A 14076-nucleotide genomic window follows, 5' to 3' on the forward strand; every position below is an offset into this window, starting at 1 on the left:
TACTGCGCTCTGTCTCCGCTACGCGGCGATGTGTTCTGCGGCGGCGAGATGGGTTGATAGGAGTTGGCCGGCTCTGTCCAGCGCGGCGGCGGCTTCGTCGAGGATCGCGTAGTAGGCCTGGAAGACGTGCGGTACGCCGGCGGTGATGTCGAGGGTGACTTCGACGTCGGCGGTGGCGGCTTGTTGCGCGAGGCGGACGGCGTCGTCGAGGAGTACCTCGTGACTTCCGGCCTGGATGACTAGGGGCGGCAGGCCGGACAGATCCGCGAAGATCGGGCTGATGAGACCAAGAGCGGTGTCTTGTCCCGGCGCGTAGTCGGTCACTCGGGCCTGGAGATTTTCACGGCTCATCAGGGGATCGACTTCGCCCTTGGTCTGCATGGTCGACCCGGCCAGCGTGAGGTCGGCGTACGGCGACATGACGAAAGCCGCGGCTGGCAACGGCAGCCCGTGATCTCGCGCGTTGATCAGCGTGGCGACGGCGAGCCCACCGCCGGCGGACTCTCCCGCGAAGACGATGTCCGAAGGGGCAGTGCCGTTCTGCACAAGGGCCTCGTAGGCGGCAAGAGCGTCGTCGACCGCCGCCGGGTACGGATACTCGGGGGCGAGCCGATAGTCGACGGAGATGACTTTGGCCCGCGTACGCCGGCCGACCTGCGAGGCCAGGTCAGCGGAGAGGAAGGCGTCGCCCAGTACGTAGACGCCGCCGTGGAAGTAGAGAACAACGTGGCGAGGTTCGACTCCGTCGATAGTGATCTCGGCGGTCGGGACGCCGCCCAGCGTGGCTGCGGTCACAGTCACATCGGCGGGCAGCGGCTGCGCCGACAGCAACTCTCGAAGCAGTCGGCGTTGCTCGGTGAGATCGATATCGGTGGGGAAGGCTGACTGTCGCAGTATTGCGTCGAGGTTCTCTCGCTGCTCGGTGCTCACGGAGAAACTCCCTTCGGGTGGGTTGGTTCGGGAGCGGTCCCCTGTGGGCTCGCCACCGTCAATCCACCGCTGAAATCTCCTGCCGGAGAGGCGGGCCACAACCAGGCTCGCCGTACGGCAGGTGAGGAAGCATCACCTGATCCCAGTGATTCGCGCGACCGGTCAGAACACGTTGCCCTGGGTAGGGGCGGCCGGCCTAGTCGCCGGTGGCGCCGTCGATGGCTTCGCGGAGGAGGTCCGCGTGACCCACATGGCGCGCGTACTCCTCGATCACGTGCTCGAGGATGAACCGCACATCCGTGTCTCCGAACTCAGGGTTCGGCACAATGCGCCCGAGATCCTCAGTGACCTTCGCGAACACCTCCCGTGACTCGTCACAGGCCGCCAGGTAGTCCGCATAGACATCCTTGGCCGGCGTGGGATCCGCCTCATCGAACCACTCGTCCCCATTACCCGTGACATAAGACCGATAGGGAAAGAATCGAGGCGCCGCATCCGCCAGCCTCCGCTGAAACCAGTACCGCTCGACCCCCTGCACATGGCGCATGAGCCCCAGCAGAGTCAACTCCGATACCAGAGGCCGCTGCCGCAGTTGAGCCTCCGACAGCCCTTCGCACTTCCACAAGAAGGTCGCCCGGTGATACTCGAGATTCGAGCTGATCACCTCCAGCCACGACCCCGACAACCGACGCTCAGGCCTGACGACCTTCTCGATCACAACGTCACTCACTCCGCAGCCCTCCATAGCCCTCATCGATCTCGTTCGGATCGGCACGCGCCCGCTGACCAATCGCGCCACCTACCTCTCCGATGCCTCAACCGATCGCAGATCGACAAGGCCGAGAATGTCGACAGCGCAGACGCTGACGCTAGCCGATGCGGTCCCGGTGCGGCCGGTGGTGGCCTGGATGTCGCTGTGTTGGGTACGGTTCGACAGCGGTCCCCGCGCCGTCAGGAAGCATGACGCCGACGCGGGTCACCGGTCGCCGGTTGAGCCAGGCAGGCATCCACCAGTTCGCGTCGCCCAGCAGCGTCATCAAGGCCGGCACGAGAACCAGTCGCACGATGGTCGCATCGATGAGGACGGCGGTGGCCAGCCCCAGGCCGAACATCTTGGCCGTTGGGTCGTCGGCAAGGGAGAAACTGACGAAGACCGCGATCATGATGAGCGCTGCCGAGGTGATCACGCGGCCGGTCGTGGTGATGCCGTGAATGGTCGAGGCGGTGTTGTCACCGGTCCGGACGTACTCCTCACGGATCCGGGTGAGCAGGAAGACCTCGTAGTCCATCGAGAGCCCGAACACCACGGCGAACATGAACATCGGGATGAACGGAAGGATCGGGATGGTCGACTCCAGCCCGATCAGGTCCGCGGCCCAACCCCACTGGAAGATCATCACCATGACGCCGAAGGACGCGCCGATGCTGAGCAGGTTCATCACAGCGGCCTTCAGTGGTACGACGACCGACCGGAAGACCACCGTGAGAAGCACGACGGACAACAGGATCACCGCGCCGATGAACCACGGAAGCCGATCGTTGACCTTCGCACCCACATCCGCCAGGGTCGCCGTCTGACCACCGACATGGGCCTTCGCCGGACTGTCCCGCAGTACCGAGGGGAAGACCTCCGCGCGAAGCCGCTCGACCGTCGTCATCGTGGCGTCGTCCTGCGGTCCGGTCGTCGGTACGGCGATCAACGTCGCGACGCCCGCCGCGGTATTCACCTGAGGAGGCGCTACGGACGCGATGCCCCGATCGGCTCGCACGGCGTTGAACAGAGGTTGTACGACGCTCGGATCTCGAGAGACATCGACGGCGATCACCAGCGGACCGTTGCTACCGGCACCGAATCCCGCGGCAACCAGGTCGTAGGCCCGGCGCTCGGTGCGTTGCACGGGAAGCGCGCCGTCATCGGGCGTACCGACGCGGAGTGCGAGCACGGGTGCGGCCAGTGCCAGCAGCAGAACGGTGGCGCCGACGGCGTACGCGGCGGCGTGCTTGGACACGTGCCCCGCCCACCGCTGCCAACCCGAACCGGAGGATGACTGCACCCGCCGTACCCGAAGGCGATTGATCCAGTGCCCAGCCAGACCCAGGAACGCGGGCAGCAAGGTGAGCGAAGCGAGCACCATGGTCAGCACGATCAGCGAGATGGCGATCCCGCCGGCGGTCATGAACGGTACGCCGGCCACCACCAGCCCGAGGATCGCGATGACCACTGTGCCACCGGCGAAGACCACAGCCTGCCCGGCCGTGGAGACAGCACGCCCGACCGACTCCTCGACGTCCATCCCACGGGCCAGGTTCTCGCGGTGCCGGGTGACGATGATCAGCGCGTAGTCGATGCCAACGCCGAGCCCGATCATGCTGCCGAGTTCGGGCGCCCAACTGGGCAGCTCGACGAGATAGGTGACCAAGGACAGGGAGCTGATCGCCAACGCGAGGCCGAACACCGCCATTCCGATCGGCAGTCCCATCGCGATGATCGATCCGAACGCGAGCAGCAGGATCACCATTGCGGCGATCAGCCCGAACGCCTCGCCGAGACCTGGCTGGGGTTCCTCGAACGCGTAGAAGAGATCCCCGCCGAGCTCGATCCGCAGCGGCGATTCCACCGCTGTCAGGGTCTTGAGCTGCTCGAGGTCGCTCGGCTCCAGCTTGTCGAGCACTGGATACTGAAGCCGGATGAGCCCGACCCGGCCGTCCGGCGAGATGACGGGATCACCGACCCGCAGCACATGCGGCAACGAAGCCGCGGTCGACCGGATCTGCGCCAGCGCAGCGCGCAGCTCGGGTGCGTTGAGTGTCGCCCGCTCGTCGAGCGGAGTCACGACCACCTGCGCGGTCAGCCCGGCCTGATCCGCTCCCGCGGCCGACAGCAGATCGGTCGCGGACTGCGAGTCGACACCAGGTGCTCCGAAGGATTCCTCGAGTTTCTTGCCGAAGGCGCCGGATGCCGCGATCACGAGCGCCGCCACCACCAGCCACGCCCCGATCACCACCCAGGGCCGACGTGCGGCGTACCGGCCCAGTCTGTACAGATTCGACCTCATCACAGATCCCTTCAGCGAGAGTTGGACTCATCGTGTGGCCGTGGGTCCGGCCACCACCTCAGGCGATGAGCCGGACTTCCCTCGGCCGATCAGCCGGGTCGCGTCCCGTACTTTGAGCCGATCCGCTCGGCGCCCGGAGTCCCTACGCTGTGGGCATGGTGAGAAACGCCGTCCGCTCGCTGCTGGCCGAGCCGCGAGCGCCCGACCCACCGAGGCGGGTGTGGCGCGACTGGGTGCTGGTCGGCGGTCTGCTGACGGCGGTCGTTCTCGAAGGCATACTCCGTGAGGACGTGGTCTGGAGGCCCGTCGCGGTGGCGCTCGCTGTGGCTACCGTGTGCGCTCTCCTGTGGCGTCGTACCCACCCGCTGGCCGTGGTGGCCGCCGTGTTCGGCGCCCTCATCGTGGTCAACATCGCGGCCCTGATCAGTGGGGACGCGACCTTCGGTCTGTACTCGATGATCTGCGTGGTGTTACTGCCGTACTCACTCGTTCGCTGGGGATCCGGCCGCGAGATCCTCATCGGGCTGGCGTTCATCCTGGTGGCGTTGGCGCTCGGAATTATCAGTGACTTCACCGGGTACGGCGAAGCCGCCGCCGGCAGCATGTTCCTGCTGTTCCCGGCGACAGTCGGGGCCGCGGTCCGCTATTGGTGGTCCGCCCGGTTCCGCGAGCTGGACCAGGTGCGACTCCGGGAGCGCGAGCAGTTGGCCCGGGAGCTGCACGACACGGTCGCTCATCACGTCTCGGCCATCGTCATCCGGGCCCAGGCCGGCCGAGCCGTCGCGGCCACCCGCCCGGAAGCCGCGGTCGATGCGCTCGCCATCATCGAGGCGGAGGGCACGCGTACTCTCGCCGAGATGCGGACGATGGTCGGCGTACTGCGCGATGACGGAACGGCCGCGCTGGCTCCACAACCGGGAGTGGCCGACCTGGAGCGACTCGCCCGCAGCGTCGGGGACCGGCCGCGGGTCGAGGTCGAGGTATCGGGCGACCTCGACGACCTCGGACCAGCTGTCGGCGCCGCGATCTATCGCATCGCGCAGGAGTCGATCACGAACGCCGTACGGCACGCCCGGCAGGCAACGCGCATCGACGTCCGGCTGACGTCGTACGACGACTCCGTCCGCCTGACTGTCCGCGACGACGGAGAGGCCACGTCGGCGCCTCGGAACTCGCTCGGCTACGGCTTGGTCGGGATGACCGAGCGGGCCACGTTGCTCGGCGGCACGTTCGCCGCGGGACCCGATGCGAACCGGGGCTGGTCCGTCGACGTGGTGCTGCCGCGAACGGCGGTCGGCCGATGACGATCCGCGTACTCGTCGCCGACGACCAGGATCTCGTCCGGACCGGACTCGCGATGATCCTCGATGCGCAGCCCGGTATCGAGGTGGTCGGTCAGGCGGCCGACGGCCTGGAAGCGGTCCAGTTCGCCCGCCGGCTGCGGCCCGATGTGTGCCTGCTCGACATCAGGATGCCCGGCCTGGACGGGATCGGGGCGACCCGCGAGCTCGCCGGCCCCGGCGTCGACGACCCACTGGCGATCGTGGTGATCACCACCTTCGATCTCGACGAGTATGTGTACGGCGCTCTGAAGGCCGGCGCGCGGGGATTCCTGCTCAAGGATGCCGGCCCCGACCTTCTGGTCCAGGCGATCCACGCCGCCGCCAACGGTGACGCACTGATCGCGCCGAAGATCACCGCACGGCTACTGGCCGCGTTCTCCGAACCGCCGAAGGGCCGCACACCGGTCCAACCGGTCGATCCGCTGACGACCCGCGAGGAAGAGGTTCTGATCGCCGCGGCCACCGGCCGGACCAACGCCGAGATCGCGGCGGAGCTGCACATCAGTCTCAGCACCGTGAAGACCCACCTGACCAGTGTGATGGGCAAGGTGGGCGCCCGGAACCGGGTCGAGATCGCCATGTGGGCTTACGAAACCGGCCGCATCAAGCTGTAGTCGGCTAGTTCCCGAAGAAGACGTGGATGATGCTGATCACGCCGGGGCCGATGATGACGACGAACATGGACGGGAACAGGCAGAACACCAGCGGGAACAGGATCTTCACCGGCACCTTCTGCGCCTTCTCCTCGGCACGTTGCCTGCGCCGCAGCCGCATCTCCTTGGCCTGTTCACGCAGTACGTCGGCGATCGTGATGCCCAGCTCGCCGGCCTGCACGAGCGCGGACACGAACGACCGCAGTCCGGGCACCGTCGTCCGGTCGGTCATCGCGCGCAGCGCCTGCGAGCGCGACTTGCCGATCTGGATCTCCTGCAGCACCCGGGAGAACTCGGCAGCCAGCGGGCCGGTCGTGTTCCGGGCGACCTGCGCCAGCGCCGCGTCGAACCCGAGCCCAGCCTCGACGCAGACCGTGAGCAGGTCGAGCGCATCGGGCAAGGCCTTCTGAATCTTCTCCTGTCGCTTGATCCCGGCGTTGTACAGCAGGACGTCGGGCAGGAAGAAGCCGACGGCCCCCGCCGCGGCAGCGCCCACGACGAGTAGGCCGATCGTCCGAAGCCCGTACAGGCCGCCCAGACTGCCCAGGATGAACAGACCGAGGCCCTTTGCCGCCAGGACTCGGTCGGGCGTCAACCCCGACGGGTTGCCGGCCAGGTCGAGCCGGCGCTGCAGCGTCGTACTGATGCCCGAGGGCGACAGGCGTACGGCGACTCCGCGCAGCCACCCCGGCAGTGCGGCGAACGGATCGCGCTTCGGCTCGAGCTCAACCGGCGTTTGCCGCGTGTAGTGACTGTCGATCGTCGCGAGTGCCCGGGCCACGCCACCTTCGGTGGTTCGTGCGGTGATGCTGAGGACTGCCATGACAATGGCGAGGCCGAGCGCGGCGACTCCCGCGATCAAGAGCACGGTCGGGTTCATCTCATGCCTCCACCTTGATCAAGACGCGGATCCAGAACGCGCCCACGATGATGAGTCCGACGCAGGCGGCGACCATCATGACGCCGATCGGTGTGGTGAACAGCGGGCTCATGTACTGCGGTTTGCTCAACGTCAGCCATGCACCGAGCGCAATCGGCAGACTGACGATGATGTAGCCGGACAGCCGCCCCTCGGCACTGTGCGCCCGGACGTGGCGGCGGGTCTGTGCGCGTTCGCGCATGGTGTCGACGGTGTTCGTCAGTACCTCGGCCAGGTTGCCGCCGACCTCCCGTTGGATCCGGGTGGCCATCACGACCCAGCGCAGGTCCTCGCAGTGCATCCGGTCCGCAACGTGGGTGAGACCGTCCTCGAGATCGACACCGATCCTGGTCTCCGCGAGTGCCCGGGAGAACTCACTCGCGGCCGGTTGCGTGCCGTCGCGTACGACGGCATCGATGGCCTGCGCCAGCGAGAACCCGGAGCGAAGCGATCCGACGATCAGCTGAAGCACATCGGGGAGTTGTTCGCCGAAGGCCGCACGGCGGCGGCCGATGCGGATGCTGAGGAAGACATGTTGGGCAAGCCATCCGACGAGAAGCCCGATCGGCAGACTCAGCAGCCCGTTGACGCCTGCGAGCATCAGTGCGACCCCCAGCGCCGTACTGCCGCAGAGGACAAGCAACGCCCACTCGGCCGGCTTGCGCTTCACGTCCGCGAGATCGAGCCTTTTGGCAAGTCCTTGTTCGGCGCCGCTGGACCGCAGGACCTGGGCGACGAGACCGACCGCGGTCCGCGAGGCGGCGCCCTCCACCTCACCGGTGGGATGCTCGTCGCGGCGAGGTCCGTACTGGCTGACCTTCTGGATCAACCGACGCGCAGTGTCTTCCCGGGAGCCCTGCCAGCGCAGGAGTACGACGGAGAGCACCACGATCAAGAAGACACCTGCCAGCAGTGCGAGGAGCTGCCATGACCAGATGGTCTGGTGCGTCCGAGCCGGCTGTACGGCGTTCGTCGGCGCCGGACTTGGCGGAGTGACCATGGCGAAGGTAACCATGGTCTTGGCGCTGACCGAACCGATGGCGACCCGCAGCATGATGCTACGGCCGGCCAATGCGTCGGGCACAGTGACGTCGACCTTGGCGCGCGCAGTGAAGTTCCGCGCCACAGCAGCGAAGGCCGCCGTCAGCTCACCGGCGTTCTGCGCGGTCAGAATTCGTCCGCCCGCGGCCGACGCGATCTGCTGTGCTGCTGATGCGTCACTGCTGCCGTACCGGAAGGCGACGACGTCAGCCGGGACGCGATCCGTCGCGAGCTGCCTGGTCACCGAGGTGAGATTCGCCTTGCTGGACGTGTCGACACCGTCGGACAGCACGACCAGCCTGCGTTGGGCTGACGAGCCGAGGCGGGCGGCGTCGAGCGTGGCGATGGCGGCACGGACAGCGTCGTGCAGCGCCGTGTCGCCTGTGGCCTGTACGTGCGCCAATGCCGCACGAACCGGAGTGCGGTTCGTCGTCGGTGCGACCAAGAGACGAGGCCGGTCGGAGAAGGTGATCAGGCCCGCCTTTACGTCGTTCGGAAGGCTGGCAAGGTAGCTGAGCGCGGCCTGACGCGCCGCAACAAGCCCCGAACCGGCCATCGAGCCACTGGTGTCCAGCACGATGACCACCGCGCGCGGCGGAGCTGCTGTCACGGTGGTGCTGCTCACCGACGTTACCTGTGCCGGCAGCGAGGTGCTGCCGGCCTGGACGCGCACCGACTTCGAGTCCAGCTTTCCTGACACGTTGGCGGTCGTGAGCACGAAGCTGGCATGGCCCTGGCTGACCTGCACAGAGTCGATCCGTGCCGACGGAGCGCCGTCCGCGTGCGCGATTCCCGGCAGAACGACTGCCGAGCCGAGGACAACGGCACTCAGCCATCGGACGCGTCGCGCGATCGTCATCGATGCACCTCTTCCAAGCCGAACATCTGCGGCGGCAGGTAGACGCCGCGATCAGCGAGCCGATCGAGGAAACCCGGGCGCAGGCCGGTCGACCGCAGCGTGCCGCGGAAACAGCCGTGCTCGTCGACACCCGCACGGAAGTCGAACTGGAACACGTCCTGGAGGGTGATGACCTCGCCCTCCATCCCGCTGACCTCGGTGATGTGCGTGATGCGACGTGTCCCGTCCTTGAGGCGGGCCTGGTGCACGATGAGGTCGAGCGCGGAGGACATCTGCTCGCGGATCGCCCGCTGCGGCAGGTCGACGCCGGCCATCAGCACCATGGTCTCCAGCCGGGACAGCGAGTCGCGTGGCGCGTTGGAGTGCACGGTGGTGATCGAGCCGTCGTGGCCCGTGTTCATGGCTTGCAACATGTCGAGCGCGGCGCCGTCGCGGACCTCACCGATGATGATGCGGTCGGGGCGCATCCGCAGGGAGTTGCGGACCAGTTCGCGGATCGCGACCTCGCCACGCTTCTCGACGTTCGCCGGACGCGACTCGAGCCGCAGTACGTGCTCCTGCCGCAGCTGTAGCTCGGCGGCGTCCTCGATCGTGACGATGCGTTCGTCATCGGGAATGAACGACGACAGCACGTTCAGCGTCGTCGTCTTGCCGGAGCCGGTGCCGCCGCCGATCAGGATGTTCAACCGGCCCCGCACACACGCCTGCAGCAGTTCCGCGACCGGCCCGGTCAGCGTGCCGAAGGAGATCAGGTCGTCGACCGTGAAGGGGTCGGCGGCGAACTTCCGGATCGTGAGCAGTGACCCGTCCAGCGCGATCGGCGGTACGACGGCGTTCACCCGGCTGCCGTCGGGCAGACGCGCATCCACCATCGGGCTGGCGTCGTCGACCCGGCGGCCGACTCGGGAGACGATCTTGTCGATGGTGCGACGGAGGTGGCTCTCATCGGTGAACGCCGCGTCGACCGGGGTTAGCCGCCCGTCGCGTTCGATGTAGATCTGGTCGTGACCGTTGACCATGATCTCGGAGACGCCGGCATCGCGCAGATAAGGCTCGAGGGGGCCGTGGCCGAGGATCTCGTCGGCGACCTCCTGCGCGACGCGCGCACGGTCGGCCGCGGTCATCGGGGTGTCGTCGCGCTGCAGTACTGCCTGCAGGGTTTGCGTGACCTGCTGTTCGAGCTCGTGCTGGTCGAGGTGAGCGTCGTACAGCTTGGGCCCCAGGCTCTCCAACAGACCCTGGTGCACGCTGCGCTTCACACCGGCGAACGGATCCGCATTCCTTGCCGCACGGCGCGGTACGTCGGCCGATGCCTGCGGACTCGGTGAACTCGAGGGGACCGGCTGGGACTGTTGCCCAGGGTGTGCCTGGCGCCTGGCCAATCGTTCGGACAGGGTCATGATCGCCTCCCCGCAGCACGGCGTCCGAACGCCTTGGACCTGGCCGCAACCGGCCGGCTGAGCAGACGTTCGTGGGCGAACCGGGTGATCGCCTGGCTGACCGGGTGAGCCGGGGTCGCGATCACGATCGGGGTGCCCTTGTTGATCGAGATGGGGACGCTGCGGCTGGACGGCACGTGCCCGTTGATGGCGCTGCGCACCACGCGCTCGACGTCGCCCGAGGTCAGTCCGACCTTCGAGTCGGAGCGATTGACCACCACCGTGCGGATGTCGCGCGAGTAGGACAGCAGGTCGAGCATGTCCAGCGTGATGCGCAGATTCTTCAGTGCCGGTGTGTCCGGTGTGGTCAGCAGGACATGGTGATCGGAGACGTCCATCGCGGTCAGCACGTGCTCGCTGAACTGCGCCGGCGTGTCGACCACGACGAAGTCGAACATCCCCCGCAGTACCGTGAGCAGCTCGCCGACCAGCGCGGCGGGAATCTTCTCCGCATCGCCGGGGGTCACCGGCGCCAGCAGCATGTCCAGCCCCGGCCGGTACGACGTCAGCAGCGAGACCGCACCTGTCGTGTCGAGATGGCCGGCCATCGGCAAGGCGTCGCTGATCGTGCGGACCGGGTCGAGCTGAACGCTGATCGCCACGTCACCGAAGGAGAGATCGAGGTCCACCAAGCAGACTCGGATCCCGTCGCTCGCGGCCAGTGCCGCGGCCAGGTTGATCGCGATGGTGGTCTTGCCACACCCGCCCTTGGCGGCGAACACGGTGACAACCTTGCCCTGGTGCTCCGGTTCCGGCTCGTCGTTGACGCGCACCCGGCCCGACAGCGCGCGCGAGCGTTCGCACGCCGCCACGAGCGCTACGGTGTCGCCGGCGGCAACCACTTCCCGCACTCCGGCTCGAAGTGCCTCCGTAAGCAGGTCGACGTCCACGTGATCGCGGACCAGGATCAGGCCGGTGGCCGGCCGCTCCAACCGCAGGTCCGCCGCGAACCGCAGGGCGGCCCGGGCGTCGGCATCGGGTCCGACCACGACGAGATCCTCGGCGGCGTCGTCGTTCAGGGCGCGGAGCGCGGCACCGAGGTCGTCGACCGACCGAACGTCCCCACCGAGATTCGAGATCAGGTCGTCCGGCGCAGCGGCCGGCTGACAAAGAATGGTCATCGCAGTGCCCTCACTTCTTCGTGGTCTTCGGCGCAACCGGGAACAGCGGCTCGTCGTGGTCTTGGACCTTGACCTGAGCAGACGGGCCGAGCAGTGCCAGGTACGGCAGCGAGGTCTGGGACAGCTGGATCAGGCGCTCGGCGTCGATCTGATTCGCGGCGAAGGTCACCAGCGTCAGGTCGTTCTGCCCCGACGCGGCGCCCTGCGAGAAGGAGCTGTTGCTCGTCTTCGCGTCGTCTTGCGGCGTGCCGGACGTCGCCGGGCCGATCGCGATCACGCGCACCTTGGGGATGACGACCGCGGTTTTGGCGACGGCCTTGCCGCCGCCCTGTTGCTTGTGCTGGCCGGTGCAGTTCGGCTGCGCACTGACATCGCCGGTGCCGCCGACGACGACCGTACCGAAGACGGCGACGTCCGAGCCGGCCTTCACGTTGCCGGCAACCGCTTCTGGGCTGCAGAGCGTGATGGTGACAGCCACCTTGCCGTCGGGAATCGCCAGTCCGCCGGTGGCCTGCGCGGCGGTTACCAGCGTCGACTTCAGCAGCAGCTGGCCCGGGCTGAGGTCGGACGAGGTGACGAGGGACTCCTGCGCCGGCGTGATCTCCGTGACGGCGTCCGACGACACCGACGATGCCGGCAAGGTCTCCTGGTGCAGTGATGCCTTCGCGTCAGCGGCGGAGGTTCCGGACGGAATCGCCTTGCCTACAACGAGAACGGTCACCGCTTGCTGTCCGGCGACGGCACGAGCGTCCGCGCGATCGACGTACACCAGCACGGCGGCTGTCCCGAGTACGGCCAGCGCGACCGCCAGCACGATGGTCAAAACTCGACGTTTCATGGTTCTCTCTCTTCTGCTGGCGGTACTAGCCGGCGAGCTTGACGGCTGCGGCGCCGAAGTACGTGCCGGTGCCGACGCTGGTGGACACAGGCACCAGGGCCTGCGTGAAATGTCCGTAGATGCAGGACGGAGTGGTCCCCCCGTTGGGGCACGAACTCTTGGTGAACGGCGATGGGATGGCGTCCTTGAGCGGGTTCATGTTCGCGTACCCGGTGAGGATGAAGGCGGCCAGTCCGACCAGGTGATACGTGGCGCCGCTGCCCGAACCCGTCGTCGTGTCGAAGATCGGGATGAAGATCGGCGCCCCGCTCGCGACGTACGACGTCAACACGTCCTGACACGCCTTGGAGATGCTCTTGCCGGGGTCGCTGCCCCCGATGGCACCGCTCTGTGTGAGGTCGATCGCGGCTCTACATCCACCGCTGTCGGTCAGCCAGCCGAACTCACCGGGCGCGCTCAGACCGGCGCAGGTGGGCGCGTTGGGCGCGTCGCGCACAAAGATCCGTACGTTGGTGCCGAAGGTCGGCGGTGTACCACCAGTGGCCTGGGTCCACGCACACAGCGAGAGCGTCATCGCGAGTGACTGCGAGCTCTGGAGGGCCGGTCCCCACATCGCGCGAGCGCAGGCGTGGACCGTACTGCCTTGGTAGCCGGCGTTTCCGGTCAACGTGCGGGCGAACACCGGCGGCAACAGCGAGGAGCCGCCCGATGTCCTCGTGGCGGTGTGCACATCGACGTAGTTCGTCCCGGTTGCCGGTGCGCTCGGGCAGTCGATCATGGTTCCCGAGGACGCCGGACAACCCGGCAGACCGCCTTTGATGTCGCGACCGCAGACCAAGGTCACCGCCGACACGCCGTCCTTGGCGTTGAGGTTCGCGTAGGTGGCCGCCGTACCGGGGGTGCACGCCGGGCCGCTGAGGCAGCTCTTCGCGACTGCGAGCGAGCCGGCGTCGGCGCCGTTCTGCAACTCGGCACGCTCCTGGTACAGCTGTCCGACGTCGACGGTCAGAGCAGCCATGCCGAGCAGTACGCCGGTCGCGAGCAGCATGCCGACCAGGACCCCGAAGGCACCTCGGTCGTCGGCGCCGAGCAGCCGCATCATCGGACGGACGAACGGTGGGATCAGGTTTCGCATGGCATGACCCCCCGGGCAGACAACGTGGTCTGGCCGCTCAGGCCGGTGCCACCGAACAGGCCGACGAGATATCCGAGGCCCGGCGTGAACTGGAAGGTGAAGCTGGCTTGCACGGCGCCGTTGCTGCCCGGGCCGGCGCCGACCGGGCAGGCCGACTGGATCGACACGCCGACGGGGCTCAGCCCGGTTGCGGCAGCCTGCGTGCGACTCGCCACGTTCGGCTGTCCGAGTGCGACGAGCCGAGCCCCTTCGCGCGCGGCCTGGGTGAGGGTCTGCTGTGCGTTGAGCATCCGGCCGAAGTCGATGATGCCCATCACGATCAGGAGCAGCAGGGGAAGCAGAAGCGCGAACTCGACAGCAGTGGCGCCGCGGTCCGCGCCGCTGCTCCCATGTATCGACGAGGGCAGCATGCGGCGTACCCATGCCGCGGGCCGGATGCGAGATAGGCGGCCGTGGTGGGTTTCCCCGCCGCGATGCCCTCGTCTCGGATACATGAGCTCTCCCGGTTCCTGAAGGTCGATCAGAAGGCCCCGATGACGCCGGTGTACAAAGCGGCGACCAAGGGGCCGAGGATGATGACAGTGGGTACGACGACGAGCACGATCAGCGCGACCACCAGGCCGTACTCGATCAGGGTCGTGCCGCGATCGTTGCGCATCGCCTTGCCGGCAAGGGTTTTGACGAACCCCGCGAGACTGGGCATCGGAACTCCAACCTGGCGAGGCGGCGGCCCGGCCGTCCG

13 protein-coding genes are annotated in these 14076 nt (G+C 67.6%); 2 read left to right on the forward strand and 11 right to left on the reverse strand.

Annotated features, from left to right (window positions below; translation table 11 throughout):
• Nucleotides 1-18 precede the first annotated feature (18 nt).
• The 3 genes from ACXC9Q_RS37570 to ACXC9Q_RS37580 form a co-directional block, all read right to left on the reverse strand.
• On the reverse strand, nt 19-930 hold the full coding sequence (locus ACXC9Q_RS37570; protein ID WP_457061437.1) for an alpha/beta hydrolase: 912 nt from the start codon (nt 928-930) through the stop codon (nt 19-21).
• A 196-nt stretch (nt 931-1126) separates the two neighbouring features.
• The gene (locus ACXC9Q_RS37575) at nt 1127-1648 is read right to left on the reverse strand and encodes a DinB family protein (protein ID WP_457061439.1); all 522 of its coding nucleotides are present in this window, start codon (nt 1646-1648) and stop codon (nt 1127-1129) included.
• Nucleotides 1649-1799: 151 nt separating this feature from the next.
• Complete coding sequence (locus ACXC9Q_RS37580) at nt 1800-3986, reverse strand: MMPL family transporter (protein ID WP_457061440.1); 2187 nt, start codon at nt 3984-3986, stop codon at nt 1800-1802.
• A gap of 155 nt (nt 3987-4141) precedes the next feature.
• On the opposite strand from ACXC9Q_RS37580, the gene ACXC9Q_RS37585 reads away from it, so the two are divergent.
• Both ACXC9Q_RS37585 and ACXC9Q_RS37590 read left to right on the forward strand, forming a co-directional pair.
• Entirely contained in the window at nt 4142-5290 is a 1149-nt protein-coding gene (locus ACXC9Q_RS37585) for a sensor histidine kinase (RefSeq protein ID WP_457061442.1), read from the forward strand.
• The gene (locus ACXC9Q_RS37590; RefSeq protein WP_457061443.1) at nt 5287-5943 is read left to right on the forward strand and encodes a response regulator; all 657 of its coding nucleotides are present in this window, start codon (nt 5287-5289) and stop codon (nt 5941-5943) included. Before ACXC9Q_RS37585 ends, ACXC9Q_RS37590 begins: the two co-directional genes overlap by 4 nt.
• Nucleotides 5944-5947: 4 nt before the next feature.
• Here ACXC9Q_RS37590 and ACXC9Q_RS37595 read toward each other — a convergent pair whose 3' ends face one another.
• From ACXC9Q_RS37595 to ACXC9Q_RS37630, 8 genes are all read right to left on the reverse strand, one after another.
• Nucleotides 5948-6862, reverse strand: coding sequence for a type II secretion system F family protein (locus tag ACXC9Q_RS37595; RefSeq protein ID WP_457061444.1), 915 nt, complete (start codon nt 6860-6862; stop codon nt 5948-5950).
• A 1-nt stretch (nt 6863) separates the two neighbouring features.
• Nucleotides 6864-8801 carry a VWA domain-containing protein gene (locus ACXC9Q_RS37600; protein ID WP_457061445.1) on the reverse strand — a complete coding sequence of 646 codons (1938 nt, stop codon included), beginning with the start codon at nt 8799-8801 and terminating at the stop codon, nt 6864-6866.
• Complete coding sequence (locus tag ACXC9Q_RS37605; protein WP_457061447.1) at nt 8798-10201, reverse strand: CpaF family protein; 1404 nt, start codon at nt 10199-10201, stop codon at nt 8798-8800. The genes ACXC9Q_RS37600 and ACXC9Q_RS37605 overlap by 4 nt, the downstream gene beginning before the upstream one ends.
• Nucleotides 10198-11361: an AAA family ATPase gene (locus tag ACXC9Q_RS37610; protein ID WP_457061449.1), complete on the reverse strand. Its 1164-nt coding sequence runs from the start codon at nt 11359-11361 to the stop codon at nt 10198-10200. The genes ACXC9Q_RS37605 and ACXC9Q_RS37610 overlap by 4 nt, the downstream gene beginning before the upstream one ends.
• Nucleotides 11362-11371: 10 nt before the next feature.
• Nucleotides 11372-12199, reverse strand: a complete 828-nt coding sequence (gene cpaB / locus ACXC9Q_RS37615) for a Flp pilus assembly protein CpaB (RefSeq protein ID WP_457061451.1) — start codon at nt 12197-12199, stop codon at nt 11372-11374.
• A gap of 25 nt (nt 12200-12224) precedes the next feature.
• Nucleotides 12225-13334, reverse strand: a complete 1110-nt coding sequence (locus tag ACXC9Q_RS37620; RefSeq protein ID WP_457061453.1) for a pilus assembly protein TadG-related protein — start codon at nt 13332-13334, stop codon at nt 12225-12227.
• On the reverse strand, nt 13322-13744 hold the full coding sequence (locus ACXC9Q_RS37625; RefSeq protein ID WP_457061455.1) for a TadE/TadG family type IV pilus assembly protein: 423 nt from the start codon (nt 13742-13744) through the stop codon (nt 13322-13324). The genes ACXC9Q_RS37620 and ACXC9Q_RS37625 overlap by 13 nt, the downstream gene beginning before the upstream one ends.
• A 110-nt stretch (nt 13745-13854) precedes the next feature.
• Nucleotides 13855-14037 carry a hypothetical protein gene (locus ACXC9Q_RS37630; RefSeq protein WP_457061457.1) on the reverse strand — a complete coding sequence of 61 codons (183 nt, stop codon included), beginning with the start codon at nt 14035-14037 and terminating at the stop codon, nt 13855-13857.
• Nucleotides 14038-14076: the final 39 nt, after the last annotated feature.

The organism is Kribbella sp. CWNU-51 (genome assembly GCF_054073265.1).